The organism is Yoonia sp. (assembly GCF_017854415.1).
Lineage (GTDB): Bacteria > Pseudomonadota > Alphaproteobacteria > Rhodobacterales > Rhodobacteraceae > Yoonia.
Map to the genome: position 1 here is coordinate 1 of NZ_JAFMHR010000080.1, position 15,160 is coordinate 15,160.

General features: G+C 54.8%; 17 protein-coding genes. 8 read left to right on the forward strand and 9 right to left on the reverse strand.

Annotation, left to right across the window (positions count from 1 at the left end):
• Nucleotides 1-273 precede the first annotated feature (273 nt).
• Nucleotides 274-1,122, forward strand: coding sequence for a DMT family transporter (locus tag QZ197_RS10150; protein WP_296431805.1), 849 nt, complete (start codon nt 274-276; stop codon nt 1,120-1,122).
• Here QZ197_RS10150 and ychF read toward each other — a convergent pair.
• Nucleotides 1,119-2,216, reverse strand: a complete 1,098-nt coding sequence (gene ychF / locus QZ197_RS10155; protein WP_296431806.1) for a redox-regulated ATPase YchF — start codon at nt 2,214-2,216, stop codon at nt 1,119-1,121. The two genes, QZ197_RS10150 and ychF, sit on opposite strands and share 4 nt — an antisense overlap.
• Before the next feature lie 151 nt (nt 2,217-2,367).
• Here ychF and trpA point away from each other — a divergent pair, with 151 nt between their 5' ends.
• From trpA to QZ197_RS10170, 3 genes are all read left to right on the forward strand, one after another.
• Nucleotides 2,368-3,159: a tryptophan synthase subunit alpha gene (trpA, locus tag QZ197_RS10160; RefSeq protein ID WP_296431808.1), complete on the forward strand. Its 792-nt coding sequence runs from the start codon at nt 2,368-2,370 to the stop codon at nt 3,157-3,159.
• A gap of 129 nt (nt 3,160-3,288) precedes the next feature.
• A complete protein-coding gene (locus QZ197_RS10165; protein WP_296431809.1) occupies nt 3,289-4,452 on the forward strand; it encodes an alpha-hydroxy acid oxidase in 1,164 nt (387 codons plus the stop codon).
• Nucleotides 4,453-4,637: 185 nt separating this feature from the next.
• Nucleotides 4,638-4,844 (forward strand): hypothetical protein, encoded by a 207-nt coding sequence (locus QZ197_RS10170; RefSeq protein WP_296431810.1) that lies wholly within the window; start codon nt 4,638-4,640, stop codon nt 4,842-4,844.
• A 162-nt stretch (nt 4,845-5,006) separates the two neighbouring features.
• Here the strand turns inward: QZ197_RS10170 and QZ197_RS10175 are convergent, their stop codons facing one another.
• Nucleotides 5,007-6,161: an MFS transporter gene (locus tag QZ197_RS10175; protein ID WP_296431812.1), complete on the reverse strand. Its 1,155-nt coding sequence runs from the start codon at nt 6,159-6,161 to the stop codon at nt 5,007-5,009.
• A gap of 155 nt (nt 6,162-6,316) precedes the next feature.
• Between QZ197_RS10175 and QZ197_RS10180 the strand changes: the two genes are divergently transcribed.
• Together QZ197_RS10180 and QZ197_RS10185 are read left to right on the forward strand one after the other, a co-directional pair.
• Nucleotides 6,317-6,973, forward strand: a complete 657-nt coding sequence (locus tag QZ197_RS10180; protein ID WP_296431813.1) for a 50S ribosomal protein L25/general stress protein Ctc — start codon at nt 6,317-6,319, stop codon at nt 6,971-6,973.
• Between the two features lie 109 nt (nt 6,974-7,082).
• Nucleotides 7,083-7,595, forward strand: coding sequence for a class I SAM-dependent methyltransferase (locus tag QZ197_RS10185; RefSeq protein WP_296431816.1), 513 nt, complete (start codon nt 7,083-7,085; stop codon nt 7,593-7,595).
• Here QZ197_RS10185 and QZ197_RS10190 read toward each other — a convergent pair.
• The 7 genes from QZ197_RS10190 to hisD form a co-directional block, all read right to left on the reverse strand.
• Nucleotides 7,592-8,686: an alpha-hydroxy acid oxidase gene (locus tag QZ197_RS10190; RefSeq protein WP_296431817.1), complete on the reverse strand. Its 1,095-nt coding sequence runs from the start codon at nt 8,684-8,686 to the stop codon at nt 7,592-7,594. The two genes, QZ197_RS10185 and QZ197_RS10190, sit on opposite strands and share 4 nt — an antisense overlap.
• On the reverse strand, nt 8,687-9,241 hold the full coding sequence (gene comE, locus QZ197_RS10195) for a sulfopyruvate decarboxylase subunit beta (protein ID WP_296431818.1): 555 nt from the start codon (nt 9,239-9,241) through the stop codon (nt 8,687-8,689). It lies immediately after the preceding gene.
• Nucleotides 9,238-9,744, reverse strand: coding sequence for a sulfopyruvate decarboxylase subunit alpha (gene comD, locus QZ197_RS10200; protein WP_296431819.1), 507 nt, complete (start codon nt 9,742-9,744; stop codon nt 9,238-9,240). The genes comE and comD overlap by 4 nt, the downstream gene beginning before the upstream one ends.
• A 61-nt stretch (nt 9,745-9,805) precedes the next feature.
• Entirely contained in the window at nt 9,806-10,219 is a 414-nt protein-coding gene (locus QZ197_RS10205; protein WP_296431820.1) for a universal stress protein, read from the reverse strand.
• A gap of 30 nt (nt 10,220-10,249) precedes the next feature.
• Nucleotides 10,250-11,230 carry an alcohol dehydrogenase catalytic domain-containing protein gene (locus QZ197_RS10210; protein WP_296431821.1) on the reverse strand — a complete coding sequence of 327 codons (981 nt, stop codon included), beginning with the start codon at nt 11,228-11,230 and terminating at the stop codon, nt 10,250-10,252.
• Nucleotides 11,227-11,988, reverse strand: a complete 762-nt coding sequence (locus QZ197_RS10215; RefSeq protein WP_296431822.1) for an SDR family oxidoreductase — start codon at nt 11,986-11,988, stop codon at nt 11,227-11,229. Before QZ197_RS10215 ends, QZ197_RS10210 begins: the two co-directional genes overlap by 4 nt.
• Nucleotides 11,981-13,288, reverse strand: coding sequence for a histidinol dehydrogenase (hisD, locus tag QZ197_RS10220; RefSeq protein ID WP_296431823.1), 1,308 nt, complete (start codon nt 13,286-13,288; stop codon nt 11,981-11,983). The genes QZ197_RS10215 and hisD overlap by 8 nt, the downstream gene beginning before the upstream one ends.
• 276 nt (nt 13,289-13,564) lie before the next feature.
• On the opposite strand from hisD, the gene QZ197_RS10225 reads away from it, so the two are divergent.
• A complete protein-coding gene (locus tag QZ197_RS10225) occupies nt 13,565-14,590 on the forward strand; it encodes a LacI family DNA-binding transcriptional regulator (protein WP_296431824.1) in 1,026 nt (341 codons plus the stop codon).
• Nucleotides 14,591-14,635: 45 nt separating this feature from the next.
• A partial coding sequence (gene pth / locus QZ197_RS10230; protein ID WP_296431825.1) for an aminoacyl-tRNA hydrolase occupies nt 14,636-15,160 on the forward strand: 525 nt, incomplete at its 3' end.

A 15,160-nucleotide genomic window follows, 5' to 3' on the forward strand; every position in this document is an offset into this window, starting at 1 on the left:
CTAAAGTTGCCTCGTTAACTTGCTTGGTCGCACCACCTATTTGCCCGCTCTTGCCCTCGCGGCAGCGTTTTGCTGCTTAGCCGATTTACGCAAAACTTCTTTTATCTTCAGGCGCCGTTGCATCAAGGTCCATTGTAGGCCGCATTTTCGCAACGTTTCGTGAACTATTGGTCCCGATTACCCAATGACGGTAATGCCCGGCAAAGCAAAAACAGCGTTGCGGCTGTCGGTGTGTGCAGCCTAGACCAAAGCCACACAGACAAGGGACCACCCATGACGGCTACTGTTTTCATTGCCGTCATCGGCGCGGCCATTCTTCATGCTGCGTGGAATGCGCTGGTCAAAGGTGGCACAGACAAGCTGATGTCATTGACCGCGGTCATTTTGGGGCATGTGCCATTTGCCTTGGTCGCTATTGCCGTTTCGCCGCCGCTCGATATGGCGGCGCTTCCTTATATCGCCGTAGGTGTAGTATTGCATTTTGGATATCAGGTTTTCCTGCTTTATGCCTATGCCGCAGGTGATCTGACGCAAGTCTATCCCATTGCGCGCGGCTCTGCGCCGCTGATTGTCGCGGTGGTTTCGATCACGGTTCTGGGCGTGACGCTGCAATTCATCGAGTTGATTGCCGTGTTCATTATCGGCGTGGGGATTGTCAGTCTCGCGTTGGTGCGGCGTGCGGACGGGTTGCGCAACGGGCGTGCTGCCACTTTTGCATTGATCACGGGCTGTTTTATCGCATCCTATTCCATTGTGGATGGCATGGGAGCGCGGGTCGCTGGCACCGCCTTGGGCTATTTCGGGTGGTTGGCCATTGGCAATAGCGCGGCTTTGGCGATCGCTGTCGCTATCCGCGCACCGCAAACCTACAAAAGCCTTTGGCGAGAGGGCCGCAGTCTTTTCTGGATCGGGGGCGGCGCATCTTTTGCCGCCTACGCCATCGTCACCTGGGCCTTTACCCAAGCGCCCATCGCATTGGTCACGGCTTTGCGCGAAACCAGCATCGTCTTTGCACTGCTGATCGGCGTGTTTTTCCTTAAGGAAAGGCTGGACCTGATGAAGGTACTATCCACAATGACCGTACTGATCGGTGCCGCTTTGCTGCGGCTCGCGCGCCCTTAGGTGTTGAACAAGAAGTGCATCACATCGCCGTCTTTGACGATATAGGTTTTGCCTTCTGCACGCATCTTGCCAGCTTCTTTGGCGGGCTGTTCGCCGCCCAAAGTCACGAAGTCATTATAAGCGATTGTCTCTGCCCGAATAAACCCGCGTTCAAAATCGCCATGAATAACGCCTGCCGCTTGTGGGGCTGATGTGCCTTCTTTGATCGTCCAAGCGCGCGCTTCTTTCGGACCAACTGTGAAATAAGTCTGCAAGTGCAGCAATTCATAGCCTGCGCGGATCAACCGATCGAGGCCTGCTTCTTCTAGGCCCATTTCGCCCAAGAACATTTCTGCCTCGTCGGGTTCCAACTGGCTGATTTCTTCTTCAATGCGGGCTGAAATAACCACATGGGAATTGCCCTGCGCTGCTGCCATTTCGGCGACGCGCGCAGATTGGCTGTTGCCTGTGCCGGCGCTTTCTTCTTCGACGTTGCAGACATAAAGAACCGGCTTCGTTGTCAGCAACTGCAGCAACCGCCAAGCCTTTGCGTCATCTGCATCTACCGCAACTGTGCGTGCGGGTTGACCCTGTTCCAAAGCGGCTTGCGCCATTTCCAGCAAGCGCACCTGCTGCACCGCCTCTTTGTCGCCGCCGCGCACTTTACGCGTCAGGTTCTGAAGACGCTTTTCAATGCTTTCCAGATCAGACAGCATCAATTCCGTTTCGATCACATCGGCGTCTTCCACCGGATCAACGCGGCCTTCGACGTGGGTGATGTCGTCATCTTCGAAACAACGCAGCACATGTGCGATGGCATCGCATTCGCGGATGTTGGCAAGGAATTGGTTGCCAAGGCCTTCGCCCTTGCTGGCGCCTTTCACCAGTCCCGCGATATCAACAAAGGTCATGCGGGTCGGAATGATCTGCTTGGAAGTGGCGATAGCGGCCAATTTATCAAGGCGCGCGTCAGGCACTGCCACGTCGCCGACGTTGGGTTCAATCGTGCAAAACGGAAAGTTTGCAGCTTGTGCAGCTGCTGTTTTCGTCAACGCATTGAACAGGGTTGATTTGCCCACGTTCGGCAAACCCACGATACCCATCTTGAAACCCATAGCGACACTCCTTTGATCCTGTCGGCGCTTTTATGGGTGCAGAGGCCACGCTGCAAGGGTTCACGCGTTCGCATGCAAAATCAACGCGAAGCCATTGATTTTCCCCGCGCTGTGCCGCAAACCGTCTCAGGCAAATAGTCAGGGGGCCAGAATGAGCAGAATCGACGCAAAATTCGCGCAATTGCGTGCCGACAACAAGAAAGCTTTCGTCGCTTATGTGATGGCAGGTGATCCAGACTACGATACCGGATTAGAGATCGTCAAAGGTCTGCCGGACGCAGGTGTTGATATTATCGAACTCGGCATGCCCTTTACCGACCCGATGGCAGACGGTGCTACTATTCAGCTTGCCGGCCAGCGCGCGCTGGAAGCGGGTCAGAATTTGGAAAAGACGCTGCAATACGCCCGCGAGTTGCGCAAAGACGATGACACCACACCGATTGTGATGATGGGCTATTACAACCCGATCTATTCGCGCGGCGTTGACGCGTTCTTGGCCGACGCCAAAGAAGCAGGCATCGACGGGTTGATCATTGTCGATCTGCCGCCCGAAGAAGATGACGAATTGTGCATCCCTGCCCAGAAAGTCGGAATCAACTTTATCCGTCTGGCCACGCCAACAACAGACGACAAGCGCTTGCCTAAAGTGCTGCAAAACACATCCGGGTTTGTGTATTATGTGTCCGTCACGGGCATCACGGGGGCCGCCGAGGCGCAGGCAGATGATGTTGCGCCAGAAGTTGCACGGATCAAATCCCAAACGGACCTGCCTGTTATCGTTGGTTTCGGCATTCGAACCCCCGATGCGGCCGAAGCGATTGCCAAGATAGCCGACGGTGCCGTTGTCGGTTCAGCGATTGTCGAAAAGATCGGCGCGGGCGAAAGCGTCGCAGATGTGCTTGCATTCGTGCGCAGCTTGGCTGACGGCACGCACCGCGGATAAAACTACCACTTTTCTGATTTGGGCGTGTAGGCTTTGCTTATGCGCCCTATTGCCGTTTGCGGAATAATTCTGCGCTTGCATAAAACCCGCAAGGCGGTAATAATTAATTACCAATTCAAGGATTTCGCCATGCCTGTAATTACAACGATTGCTGATCTCAAGCGCCTGCATAAGCGCCGCACTCCGAAAATGTTTTACGACTACGCCGAAAGCGGCAGCTGGACAGAGCAGACATTTCGCGAAAACACATCTGATTTTGACAAGATCCGCCTGCGCCAGCGCATCGCGGTTGATATGACAAACCGCACCACGGCAAGCCAGATGATCGGCCAAGACGTCGCTATGCCCGTGGCACTTGCACCGGTTGGATTGACTGGCATGCAATGCGCCGATGGCGAGATCAAAGCTGCCAAGGCTGCAGAGAAATTCGGCGTGCCGTTTACTCTATCTACCATGTCGATCTGCTCGATTGAGGACGTCGCTGAAAACACCACCAAGCCGTTTTGGTTTCAGGTTTACACCCTCAAAGATGACGATTTTATGCAACGCTTGTTTGACCGCGCCCGCGCAGCAGGCTGTTCAGCTATGGTCATCACGCTTGATTTGCAAATTATGGGCCAGCGGCATAAAGACCTGAAAAACGGTTTGTCAGCCCCGCCAAAGTTCACGATTGCCAGCATGGCCGACCTTGCGACAAAATGGCCTTGGGGAATTGGGATGCTGCAAACCAAGCGGCGTTTCTTTGGCAATATCGTCGGTCACGCAAAGGGCGTTTCTGATCCTTCATCGCTGGCCTCTTGGACCGCCGAAGCCTTTGACCATGCGCTTGACTGGGACCGTGTCGCGCAATTGATGAAAATGTGGGGTGGCAAGGTCATCCTCAAGGGTATTCTTGATGCAGACGACGCCAAAAAAGCAGCAGAGCTGGGGGCCGATGCGATTATTGTATCGAACCACGGCGGGCGGCAGTTGGATGGTGCGTTATCGTCCATCCGCGCTTTGCCTGCGATTTTGGATGCCGTTGGCGACAAGGTCGAAGTCCACCTTGATAGCGGCATCCGGTCCGGCCAAGACGTATTGAAGGCGTTAGCAATGGGGGCCAAAGGTACATATATCGGCCGTGCTTACGTGAATGGTCTGGGTGCGATGGGCGAAAAGGGTGTCACAACCGCACTTGAGGTCATTCACAAGGAACTTGACACCACAATGGCCCTGTGCGGACGCCGTGACGTGACCACTTTAGACCGCAACATCTTGCTTGTTCCGGAAGATTTCGAAGGCCGCTGGGTCTAAACCGCCCAAAGTGATGCAAAAAATGCACATAAATGAGAGCAAAATCGCCACATTTAGTGTGTTTGTCGCTTTGCTCAACAAGAATGCATTGACCGTGGACACAGACCCGATAACAGTGGTTTCGGAACCGGCTTCGCCTACGTAGGCGGGGCCCCCGTGCAATAGACCAATCAGGAGTAACTACTATGCGCATTACAACAACACTCGCAGCTGCAGCGTCCATCGCAGTTCTTTCCACATCCGCTTTCGCTGGCGGCATGTCCGAAGAAGTCATGGAAGCTCCAGTCGTCATGGAAGAAATGGCACCAGCACCAGCAGGTTCCGGTACAGCCGGTATCATCGCTCTGGGCGTTCTGGCAGCTATCCTGCTTTACGCAGCCTCCGAGGAGTAAACAGTACAAGCGCGCAAGCGTTTGAACTGATCGGGTTATCTTAGTTAATTTTTTAACGAGATGCTTTGATGAATAGAGGGACAACTGTGAATTCGCAGTTGTCCCTTTTTTTATTGTTCCACCGTTTGCGACCTTGTGATTGCTTCGAAAGGCACGCGTAAATCAGGCGTGATTTGTTCTGTGCAGTGGCTGTCTCTTGATCAAGAAGGCCAGAGGTACCGCCGATAATAGCAAGACTGCGACACCCAAGAATGCCATGCGCAGCCCGAATGCTTCGGACATCAATCCCATCAGCATCGGCGCAAAAAAGAACCCTGAAAAGCCAATGACCGCTGTGCGACTAATCGCTTCGGTCCGCAAATGCGGGGCTACCAGTTTGCCAACCAAAGCAAGGCCGATCGGACCTATCACCGACACACCAAGCCCTAGAACGCCGAAACCGACATAGGCGACAACGGGTGTCGGTGCCAAAGCCGCGATCACTGCGCCAGTTGCTGCCATAACAGATGCGCCCAACAAGATCGTGACTTCGCGCATGCGTTCCGCAACGGCCTGCCCTGAAAAACGGCCAATCGCCATTGTCAGACCCAGCATTGCAGGACCCAAAGCGCCCTCGGCCGCCCCGCCCCCAAGCGTACGTTCGACGTGCAGCGCCGACCATGCCTCGACCGTAGCCTCGGACATAAAGGCAACTAAAACAATCGCACCACAAAGGGCAATCGGCCAAAGCGGATAACGCCCCGCATAGCCTTCGTCAGCGGCGACATATGTCACCTCCATCCGCATCAAAGGTAGCATCAGCAGGGCGACAACACCAAAGCCTGCAAAAACCGGCATTGGGGGCAAACCCGCCTCGCGCGTGAAACTCACAAGGACCGCACCTACTACATACGCGACTGAAAACATTGCATGGTTGACGTTCATCAAGGGACGATTGTGCTTGGCCTCCAGTTCGCTGACGCGGGCATTCATGATTACGTCCAGCAATCCCGAACACAGCCCCACAAAAGCCATCGACACTGCAAACAGCCAAGGATTCATCACCTGCCCGGGCAAAAGCCACGCAACCGCCAAAGCGACAGCGCCAACTTGCATGCCGCGTGCGCCAAGAATTCGGTCCGCACGTGGGGCTAACCACATCGCAGACACCAATCCGGTCGCAGACCCCAGCAAAAGCGTGCCAAACAGTGCATCTGACGCGCCCAACTGATCTTTGATGACCGGCACATAGGCTGCAAAACACCCCCAAAACATGCCAATGACAACAAAGGCAGCGGCGGGGCGACGTGAAACGGAAAGAGCATTTAATATTGACATGCGCCGTGCCTGCCCCTGAAAATTTCCCAAAGCAAGTTTCAAAGTGCTTTGGCGCGATAAAACCTCTTTTCAAACTGACACAATCGCCCTATACGCCGACTTTCATCGGGCTCGGACACCCTTGGAGGCGGGCCCCTACATTAAGGAATATGACTATGGCTGCTAAGGTCCAAGATCTTAACGCCACGGTACGCGCGGGGACAGGCAAGGGGGCCGCCCGCCAAGCTCGCCGTGCAGGCGACGTACCTGGCATTGTTTATGGTGGTGGTGCTGAACCACAATCCATCAACATCCCATTCAACTACCTTCTGACAAAATTGCGCAAGGGTGGCTTTATGTCCACGCTGCACAACCTCAAGATCGAGGGTCAAGAAGACGTCCGTGTGATCTGTCGTGGCGTTCAGCGCGACGTGGTCAAGGACCTGCCAACACACATCGACCTGATGCGCCTTAAGCGTACAAGCCGTGTAAAAATCTTTATCCCAGTTGAGTTCCTCAACCAGGATACATGCCCCGGCGTGAAAAAAGGTGGTGTCTTGACTGTTGTGCGTAACGAAGTCGAGCTTGAAGTGCTGGCTGGCGATATCCCAGAGCACATCACAGTTGATCTGGCTGGCGTCGAGATTGGTGACACCATTTCGATCAGCGACGTGACACTGCCTGCTGGCGCGACACCTGCGATCACAGATCGCGACTTTGTCATCGCAAACATCACAGCGCCACGCGCGTTGTTGTCTGAAGATGACGAAGACACAGCAGAAGTTGCAGCTGACGAAGTGCCAACAACTGGCGACGACGCAGCTGAAGAGTAAGCAACGTCTAAGCGTTCTAAACAAAGGGCACCTCAATCGAGGTGCCCTTTTGCGTTAAAATTCCGGAAATGACTTAGTCAGCTTAGGCTGCGCATGATATCTTCGCCTCATGGCTTATAACTATGATGCCCTTTATGCGACGACGCCAAATGCGCTTGGCGCACCGACAAAGGTCTTCGTCGATTTCTTTGATACCTACGACCAACCAAATGCCCGCGTCCTTGATGTGGGCAGCGGTCAGGGGCGCGACGCACTTTTCATTGCGCGGCGCGGTCACACTGTTGTCGGCGTAGACCTTTCGCCCAGCGGCGTTCAAGACATGATCGATACTGCCGCAACAGAAGGTTTGTCCGTTGAAGGGATCGTCGCAGATATTGCTTCGTTCTCACCGGAAGGGGTGTTCGACATCATCGTTATCGACCGCACATTGCATATGCTGGATAAAGAACCGCGCCTAGCCACGCTAATTGGATTATTGGACTGCGTCGCCATAGATGGTTGGGTGTTGATCGAAGACGAGCGCGCGAATATCGCTGGCTTCAAGACTGTCATTCAAAACCACAAAGCACAGTGGAAGATCGTCAAAGAAACGCGCGGGACATTTTTCTTGCGGCGAATTTAGGTGTCTTTGATCAAAGACCGTTCACCTATTTGCGCGAGTGTGATGCTGGTTTCACTGCGCAACACGTTCCACAATTCCTGCAAACCTTCTTCACCGCCAGCCGCGATTGCGAACTGCAGGACGCGTCCGAAGAACGTAAAGTTCGCGCCTTGGCGGTAGGCTTTGACCACGTCTTCGCCGCTGCGTAGCCCAGTATCGTAGAAAAGCGGGTAATCTGCGCCAACAGCTGCGCGGATCTTGGCTAGTTCCAAAATCGGCGCAGGTGCGCTGTCTAATTGGCGGGAGCCATGACTGGACACTTGCACAGCGTCCACCCCTGCCCCTTTGAGGGCAACGGCGTCTTCAGCATCCAACACACCTTTGACCACCAGATTGCCGGGCCACATATCACGCAAGCGGCGCAGCGTGTCCCAGTCCGCCTTGGCGCGGCTTTCGGTGCGGTCAAAATCGTAGCCATCCATGTCAAAATTGGCCATCTGCGGCTTGCCTGCGTAAAGCGAGGTCAGTGACCAGCGCGGGTGCAATGCAAAATCAATGAACTGCTTGGGACCGATTTTGAACGGCATGGTAAATCCATGGCGCAATTCGCGCGGGCGGCGGCCCACTTCGGCGACGTCAACAGTCAGAACAATGGTCTCATAACCCGCAGCCTTGGCGCGTTCGACCAGTTTAAAGGTCCCTGTACCATCACCGGAAAAATATAGCTGAAACCATGCGTTACCTTCGGCGGCCTCAATCAACGGCTCCATCGCGGTCGAGGCCACTGTGGACACACCTAACGGTACATTTTCACGCGCGGCAAGGCGGGCCAGCATCATATCGGCGCCCGGGCCGGACAGATTACACATACCCATTGGGCTGATGCCAAAGGGCGCTTTGGTCGGCTTGCCCCAAAGTGTCGAAGCCAGCGAGCGGTCGCTGACATCGCGCAACACGCGGGGGCGCAATTCTAGATTATCAAAGGCCGCACGGTTACGCGCGGCCCCTGTCTCGGCGCCAGCGGCACCGTCAATATAATCAAAGACCATCCAAGGAAGGCGCTTGCGGGCAAGCCTGCGGGCGTCTTCGCTTGAATGGATCTTGAGTGCCATTTAGCTGGCCACAGCTTTCATAAAGCGGTCGCGGATCACAACTGGGTCCATCGTGATGACGGGCAGCTTGATGTTGCCGCTGTCACACTTGCTGACGATGATTGTCATCTGCTTGCTGTCGATGGCGGCTTGCAATGTTTTGCCTGTGTCCACGTCTTGGCACACAACAACATTTTCACAACCACAGGCCTTTGCGACGGCTTCAAGCTTGGTTTTTTTGCCAGCATAAGTTGGCTGGTCACCTGTTGAGCCGTAAGAACCGTTGTCGATGATCAATAAGATAAAGTTGTCAGCCACGTTGTTCGCAATTGTTGGCAGCGTGCCAAGATTGGTCAAAACAGAACCGTCACCGTCGATCGAGATCACGGTTTTATCTTGCGACAAAGCAAGACCAAGACCGATTGAGGAAGACAGACCCATAGTGCCAAGCATGTAGAAGTTCTTGGCATTATCGTCGATCATATGCAGCTCTTGGCTAGGCAGACCGATGTTACAGACGACAAGGTTGTCATGAAGGATTGGCGCGATTTCGCGCAGGATTTCAGAACGGATCATTGGTCGCCGTAGCCTCCCCAGAAGGACGCATCCGTCAGGATCGCCACAGGTTTATTGCACATGAATGTGTATTTCAGAATCGCGTCGAGCTCGTCCGCGTCGCTTTCCTTGTGGAAGTGGTAAGTCGGGATCAGCATCTGGTTGAGCAGTGCTTTGGTGTGCACAGCCATTTCAACCTGACACGCTACCGGTTCGCGCAGTTCGCCACGGTAGCTGATGATCATCGGCAACGGCATGCGGTAATACTGGGTCAGCGTGGCGAGCGTGTTGATTGTGACACCGATCGCTGTGTTTTGCATGATGATCGCAGGGCGTTTGCCGCCCATAAATGCACCCGCACACAGGCCCATGCCCTCGTCCTCTTTGTTGGACGGGATGTGGAAAATTTCGGGGCGTGCTTCGACTTCTTCGATCACGCCGGCCAACTGCTTACACGGCACAGTGGTGATGAATGACACATCGTTGGCGACAAGGTCGTCCACGATTTTCTTGCTAATGTCCAATGTCTTAGGTCTCCTGGTTGCGCCTTTGGAAAGCGGGGCGTCGGGTGTTGAAAGGGCGGGGTTAAGCGGGGTCGCGCGCGACGTGAACTGCACATGGGGCATGCTGCACAACGCGGGTTGCGGTCGATCCAAGCAGATAGTCGATCAGGCCCGGCTTGTGTGATCCAAGCACGATACAATCGACTTTCAGGCTGGTGGCGGTATCTACAATCGTGCGACCGCTGTGGCCTTGAACGGTGACTGCATTCACGCCATCCATTGCGGCAGCACGGGCGTTCATTTCGTCTTGCGCGCGGGTAAAAGCGTTTTTCATGACGCTTTCGTCGACATAGACGCTGACAGAATTATTCGGGGCCTCGTGAACATGCAAAGCTGTGATCTGACCGCCTTCGGCCAACAGAGTGCGCGCAATTTGCATCGTGAGATCGGCAATCCCGTGATCAAGCGCCATAGGGACAAGAATGTGCTTATACATATCAAACCTCCTTGGGGTTTCAGTCTTTGGTTAGGGTCGCAAAATGATCTTTGGTGCGGCCACACGACCTGCGCGGATATCCGCAAAAGCCTGCCCACCTTCTGACAAAGGCCGTTCTTCGGTCCAGTCAAGCGCACCAAGGCGGCCATCAAAAATCGCGGCCGCCGTGTCACGGAAATCTTGGGCAGTGTAAGTATATGTGCCGATGAAAGTGATTTCCTGCAGCGTCATGCGGCGGATGTCTAGACCGCCAGCAGCTTCGCCCAAACCGATGTGCATAATGACACCGCCCGGACGGGTTATCACGGTCGCGTCGGCACGGGTGGCAGCATAACCAACACCGTCGATGACTAAGTCAGCTTGCTTGACTGTTCCCGGCTCGACAGCAGTAAATCCTGCGATTCCGTCCAGCGTCGCGCGGCGCACTGCATTCGGCTCGATCACTTGAATATCAGTTGCGCCGAATGCCATCAGGCAAAGTGCAGCACCAAGTCCAATCGCACCACCACCGATCACGACGCAGCGCGCTTCGGCGAGAGGGATATCCAAAGCAGCGGCACCCAGGCGGACAGCATGCCAGCCGCAGGCCAAAGGTTCGGCCAATGCCGCTTTTTCAAACGGCACATCATCAGGCACTTCGACAAGGTTGCGGTTGGCCATAATGACCAATTCACCAAATGCGCCTTCGCGGGGTGGCATCGAAATAATCATACGGTCGGCGCACAGGTTGTCGCGTCCTGCTTTGCAAGCGGCACAAAGACCGCACGTCGTCAAAGGGTTGATCGTGACCCGCTTGCCGTCCATTTCACCGCCAACAACAACACCTGCGGCCTCGTGGCCAAGGATCAGCGGCGCGGGCCTGCGTTCGTCATGGCCCAGATAAGCATGCATGTCGGAACCGCAAATGCCAGAGGCCTTGATCCTGATAAGGCTTTGCCCAAACGCTGGCACCGGATCGGGCATATAGCGGTAAACAAGCGTTTCCACATCGTCGTAAACAAGCGCTTTCATTTGGCCGTATACCCTCCGTCCACCATAAGGACTTGGCCTGTCACGTAAGAGGACGCGTCAGAGCATAAGAAAAGAAGCGGGCCGTCCATATCGGACAGCTCTCCATTGCGGCCAATGCAGGTTTGCGCTGCATTGCGGGCTGCACGTTCAGGATCGGCGAAGACCGGACCGGTCAGTTCGGTCGGGAAAAAGCCCGGACCGATAGCATTGGCGGTGATGCCGTCTTTGGACCAAGCTTCGGCCATCGCGCGGGTCAATTGACCGACACCGGCTTTGGATGTTCCATAGCTTATCCCGCCCGGAAACGCGCGCGTGGTCTGCAAGGACGCAAAATTCACAATCCGTCCCCAGCCACGACAGCGCATATCAGGTACAAACGCTTGGCTTAAGAAAAACGGCGCCGCCAAATTCAGGTTCATCGTTACGTCCCAGCCTTCGGGTGTGACGTCATCGGCAACTTCGCGGGTATTGATACCTGCGGCATGCACGAGAATATCAGGCACCCCAAACGGAGCGCTGATCTTTTTTGCGATCTCTTCAATCTGGTCACGCTGTGACAAGTCCGCAGCCACAACAGCCGCATTTTCGCCAGTCGCCTTGGCCCACTCGGCCAATGCATCTGCGCGACGGGCAACGCCAACGACTTTTGCACCGGCACGTGCCAGTACAATCGCCGCGCGCTGTCCTAGTCCCGCGCTTGCGCCAGTGACGCAAGCGACGCGACCTGTCAGATCGAAAAGATCGATAGGGTTACTCATCGGGGCTAAGATCGAAGTTCTCGCCGGGGAAGTACTTGGCAAGGCGCACGTCTGCCGCACGGGCATGGCCTTCCATACCTTCAAGGCGGGAAATACGGGCTGTTGCTTCGGCTACGCGCTTGGAGCCTTCGCGTGTTGCCTGCTGCCAAGTGACGATCTTCATGTACTTATGGACCGACAAACCACCAGTATATGAAGCGGCACCGGATGTTGGCAGAACATGGTTCGTGCCGGATGCTTTGTCACCGTAGGATACTGTTGTTTCTTCGCCCAAGAACAGCGAGCCGTAGCAGCTAAGACGATCCAACCACCAAGGCAGATCTTCGGCTTGTACGGTCAAGTGCTCTGGTGCGTAGCTGTCGGAACATGCGGCCATTTCTTCGCGGTCGGCACATAGGATCACTTCGGCGTAATCGCGCCACGCAGCAGCCGCGTTGTCGCGGTTCACTTCTGGTAGATCAGCAATCAGCACAGGTACGCGCGCCATTACATCTTCAGCCATAGCGCGGTCATCAGTGACCAACCACACAGGCGAGTTGTAACCGTGCTCTGCTTGGCTGACCAAGTCTGTCGCTACGATATGCGGATCAGCAGATTTATCGGCAAGCACCAAGCTGTCAGTTGGACCAGCGATCATATCGATGCCAACGCGACCAAACAGGATGCGTTTTGCTTCGGCGACGAACTGGTTGCCGGGGCCGACCAGAATGTTTGCTTTTGGCAGACCGAACAAGCCAAATGTCATTGCCGCGACACCTTGGACGCCGCCCATTGCCATGATTGTGTCTGCGCCTGAAATGTGGGCTGCATAGATGATCGCAGGTGCGACACCGACACCGGGGCGCGGTGGGGATGCAACACTGATATGGCTACAGCCCGCAACTTTGGCTGTTGTTACTGTCATTACAGCGGATGCAATGTGGCTGTAACGACCACCGGGCACATAGCAACCCGCGACATCAACTGGAATCGCTTTTTGACCAGCAATCAGACCAGGAACGATTTCGTATTCAATATCGCTGACTGTGGCTTTTTGCGCCTCGGCAAAGCGCTTCACATTGTCATGTGCGAACTGGATATCTTCCTTGAGCTTTTGCGGCACTAAAGCCGTTGCTGCTGCGATGTCTGCGTCGCTTAGAATAACCGCGCCATCATATTTGTCGAATTTAGCCGCGTATTCCATCGCTTTGGCGTCGCCACCTGCTTCGATGTCGTCAAGGATGCCTTTGACAAGATCATGCACGTCAGACGCGCCAGACTGAGCCGTTAGCGTTGCTTTCTTAAGATATTCAAGTGCCATGAGAAGTCTGCCTTACTCTAATAAAACCGATGACGTTTCAGGATCAATGCCGGGATGAATTCGCAAAGAGCAGTCGTCGACAAGCGTGATTGTGATGCAAGCGCACTTAAAATCAGCATGACGTGTCTCCTCCCAGTCTCGTCCTTGATTCTTCGTTAATGTAAGCCTTTACATTATATCAATGCAAACCTTTACATTGACCCAAGGTAAATTAAACTGGGCGTGCACCGTTCAGGTGGGTTAGATAGTGACCAAGCCCAAAGCAGTAAGGAAAAAATGACACAGCAGCACGCCACTCCGACGCTTCATGACGTGGCTGCACATGCGGGCGTGTCCACTGCGACCGTGTCACGCTGCCTGAATTTTCCAGACAAAGTTGCCCCTTCAACCCGTGATCGGGTTCAAAAGGCGATTGCGGCACTAGGCTATTCACCGAACTTTGGCGCATCGGTCATGGCCGCAAGGCGCACCAAAACCATCGGTGCAATTATCCCAACAATGGACAATGCGATCTTTGCGCGCGGGCTGCAGGCGTTTCAAGAGGAACTGCGGCTGCACGGGTACACAATGCTGGTCGCCAGCACATCCTATCAGCCCGCCCAAGAAGAAGAACAAATCCGCGCACTGGTCGCACGCGGCGCTGATGCGCTGTTGTTAATCGGTCATGCGCGCGCACCTGAAATCTATCAATTCCTAGAGGCGCAAGGCGTGCCATCGTTGGTCACGTGGGCCTACGATACCAACGCCCCGCGCCCTTCGGTTGGCTTTGATAACGCGGCCGCAATGGGCATGATGGCAAAAGCAGTCTTGGCCCAAGGGCACCGTCAACTTGCCTTGATCTCTGCCAGCTCGGCCAGCAACGACCGTGCTGAAGAACGGCTTGCGGGAATCAAATCAGCGATGCAAGCAAATGGACTGGACCCTGCCGCGCTGGATGTCGTTGAGACGACGTATTCTATCGAAAACGGGGCTTCGGCACTTGCAGAACTTATGACGCGACCAACGCCGCCCACGGCTGTATTTTGTGGCAATGACGTCTTGGCAGTTGGCGCACTGCGACAGGCACAAGACATGCAAATCAACGTGCCAAAAGACGTCTCGATTGTAGGGTTCGATGATATCGAACTGGCCCAAGTCGCCTATCCACCCCTAACGACCGTTCATGTGCCACACCGCGAAATGGGGCGACGTGCCGCGCAAATTCTGGTTCAGGCGCTGAAAGATGGTCAAGAGATGACATCTTTGGCACTAGAGACAAACCTTGTCATGCGCGGCACGTTGGGGCCCGCCCCTGCCCCATGAAAATTCTGACTATCGCTGCGCTGCGGCATAATATATGAATACTGCATGAAATTACTTGTTGGTCTTGGCAATCCGGGCGCGAAATACGCGCAAAACCGTCATAATATCGGCTTTATGGCCATGGACCGGATCGCTTCTGATCACGGGTTCAGCGGTTGGCGATCCAAATTCCAAGGACAAATGTGCGAAGGCCGCTTGGGCGAAGAACGCGTCACGCTACTGAAGCCAGAGACATTCATGAATCTGTCCGGGCAGTCAGTTGGCGAAGCAATGCGTTATCTCAAACTTGCCCCCGACGACATTATCGTCTTTCACGACGAAATTGATCTAGCCCCCGGCAAGACGCGCCTGAAAACTGGCGGTGGTCACGCAGGGCATAACGGCTTGAGGTCAATTCACGGACATATCGGCCCTGACTATGACCGCGTCCGCATGGGCGTCGGTCATCCCGGCCACAAGGACGCGGTTCCCGGATTTGTTTTACGCGATTTCCCCAAGGCAGATGCGGAATGGCTAGATGACGAATTGCGCGGGATCAGCGACGGCATTGCCCATCTAGTTGCAGGCGAT

Coding starts and splice junctions, on each gene's coding strand:
- QZ197_RS10150 (WP_296431805.1), top strand. CDS start 274: ATGACGGCTACTGTTTTCATTGCCGTCATCGGCGCGGCCATTCTTCAT.
- ychF (WP_296431806.1), bottom strand. CDS start 2,216: ATGGGTTTCAAGATGGGTATCGTGGGTTTGCCGAACGTGGGCAAATCA.
- trpA (WP_296431808.1), top strand. CDS start 2,368: ATGAGCAGAATCGACGCAAAATTCGCGCAATTGCGTGCCGACAACAAG.
- QZ197_RS10165 (WP_296431809.1), top strand. CDS start 3,289: ATGCCTGTAATTACAACGATTGCTGATCTCAAGCGCCTGCATAAGCGC.
- QZ197_RS10170 (WP_296431810.1), top strand. CDS start 4,638: ATGCGCATTACAACAACACTCGCAGCTGCAGCGTCCATCGCAGTTCTT.
- QZ197_RS10175 (WP_296431812.1), bottom strand. CDS start 6,161: ATGTCAATATTAAATGCTCTTTCCGTTTCACGTCGCCCCGCCGCTGCC.
- QZ197_RS10180 (WP_296431813.1), top strand. CDS start 6,317: ATGGCTGCTAAGGTCCAAGATCTTAACGCCACGGTACGCGCGGGGACA.
- QZ197_RS10185 (WP_296431816.1), top strand. CDS start 7,083: ATGGCTTATAACTATGATGCCCTTTATGCGACGACGCCAAATGCGCTT.
- QZ197_RS10190 (WP_296431817.1), bottom strand. CDS start 8,686: ATGGCACTCAAGATCCATTCAAGCGAAGACGCCCGCAGGCTTGCCCGC.
- comE (WP_296431818.1), bottom strand. CDS start 9,241: ATGATCCGTTCTGAAATCCTGCGCGAAATCGCGCCAATCCTTCATGAC.
- QZ197_RS10205 (WP_296431820.1), bottom strand. CDS start 10,219: ATGTATAAGCACATTCTTGTCCCTATGGCGCTTGATCACGGGATTGCC.
- QZ197_RS10210 (WP_296431821.1), bottom strand. CDS start 11,230: ATGAAAGCGCTTGTTTACGACGATGTGGAAACGCTTGTTTACCGCTAT.
- QZ197_RS10215 (WP_296431822.1), bottom strand. CDS start 11,988: ATGAGTAACCCTATCGATCTTTTCGATCTGACAGGTCGCGTCGCTTGC.
- hisD (WP_296431823.1), bottom strand. CDS start 13,288: ATGGCACTTGAATATCTTAAGAAAGCAACGCTAACGGCTCAGTCTGGC.
- QZ197_RS10225 (WP_296431824.1), top strand. CDS start 13,565: ATGACACAGCAGCACGCCACTCCGACGCTTCATGACGTGGCTGCACAT.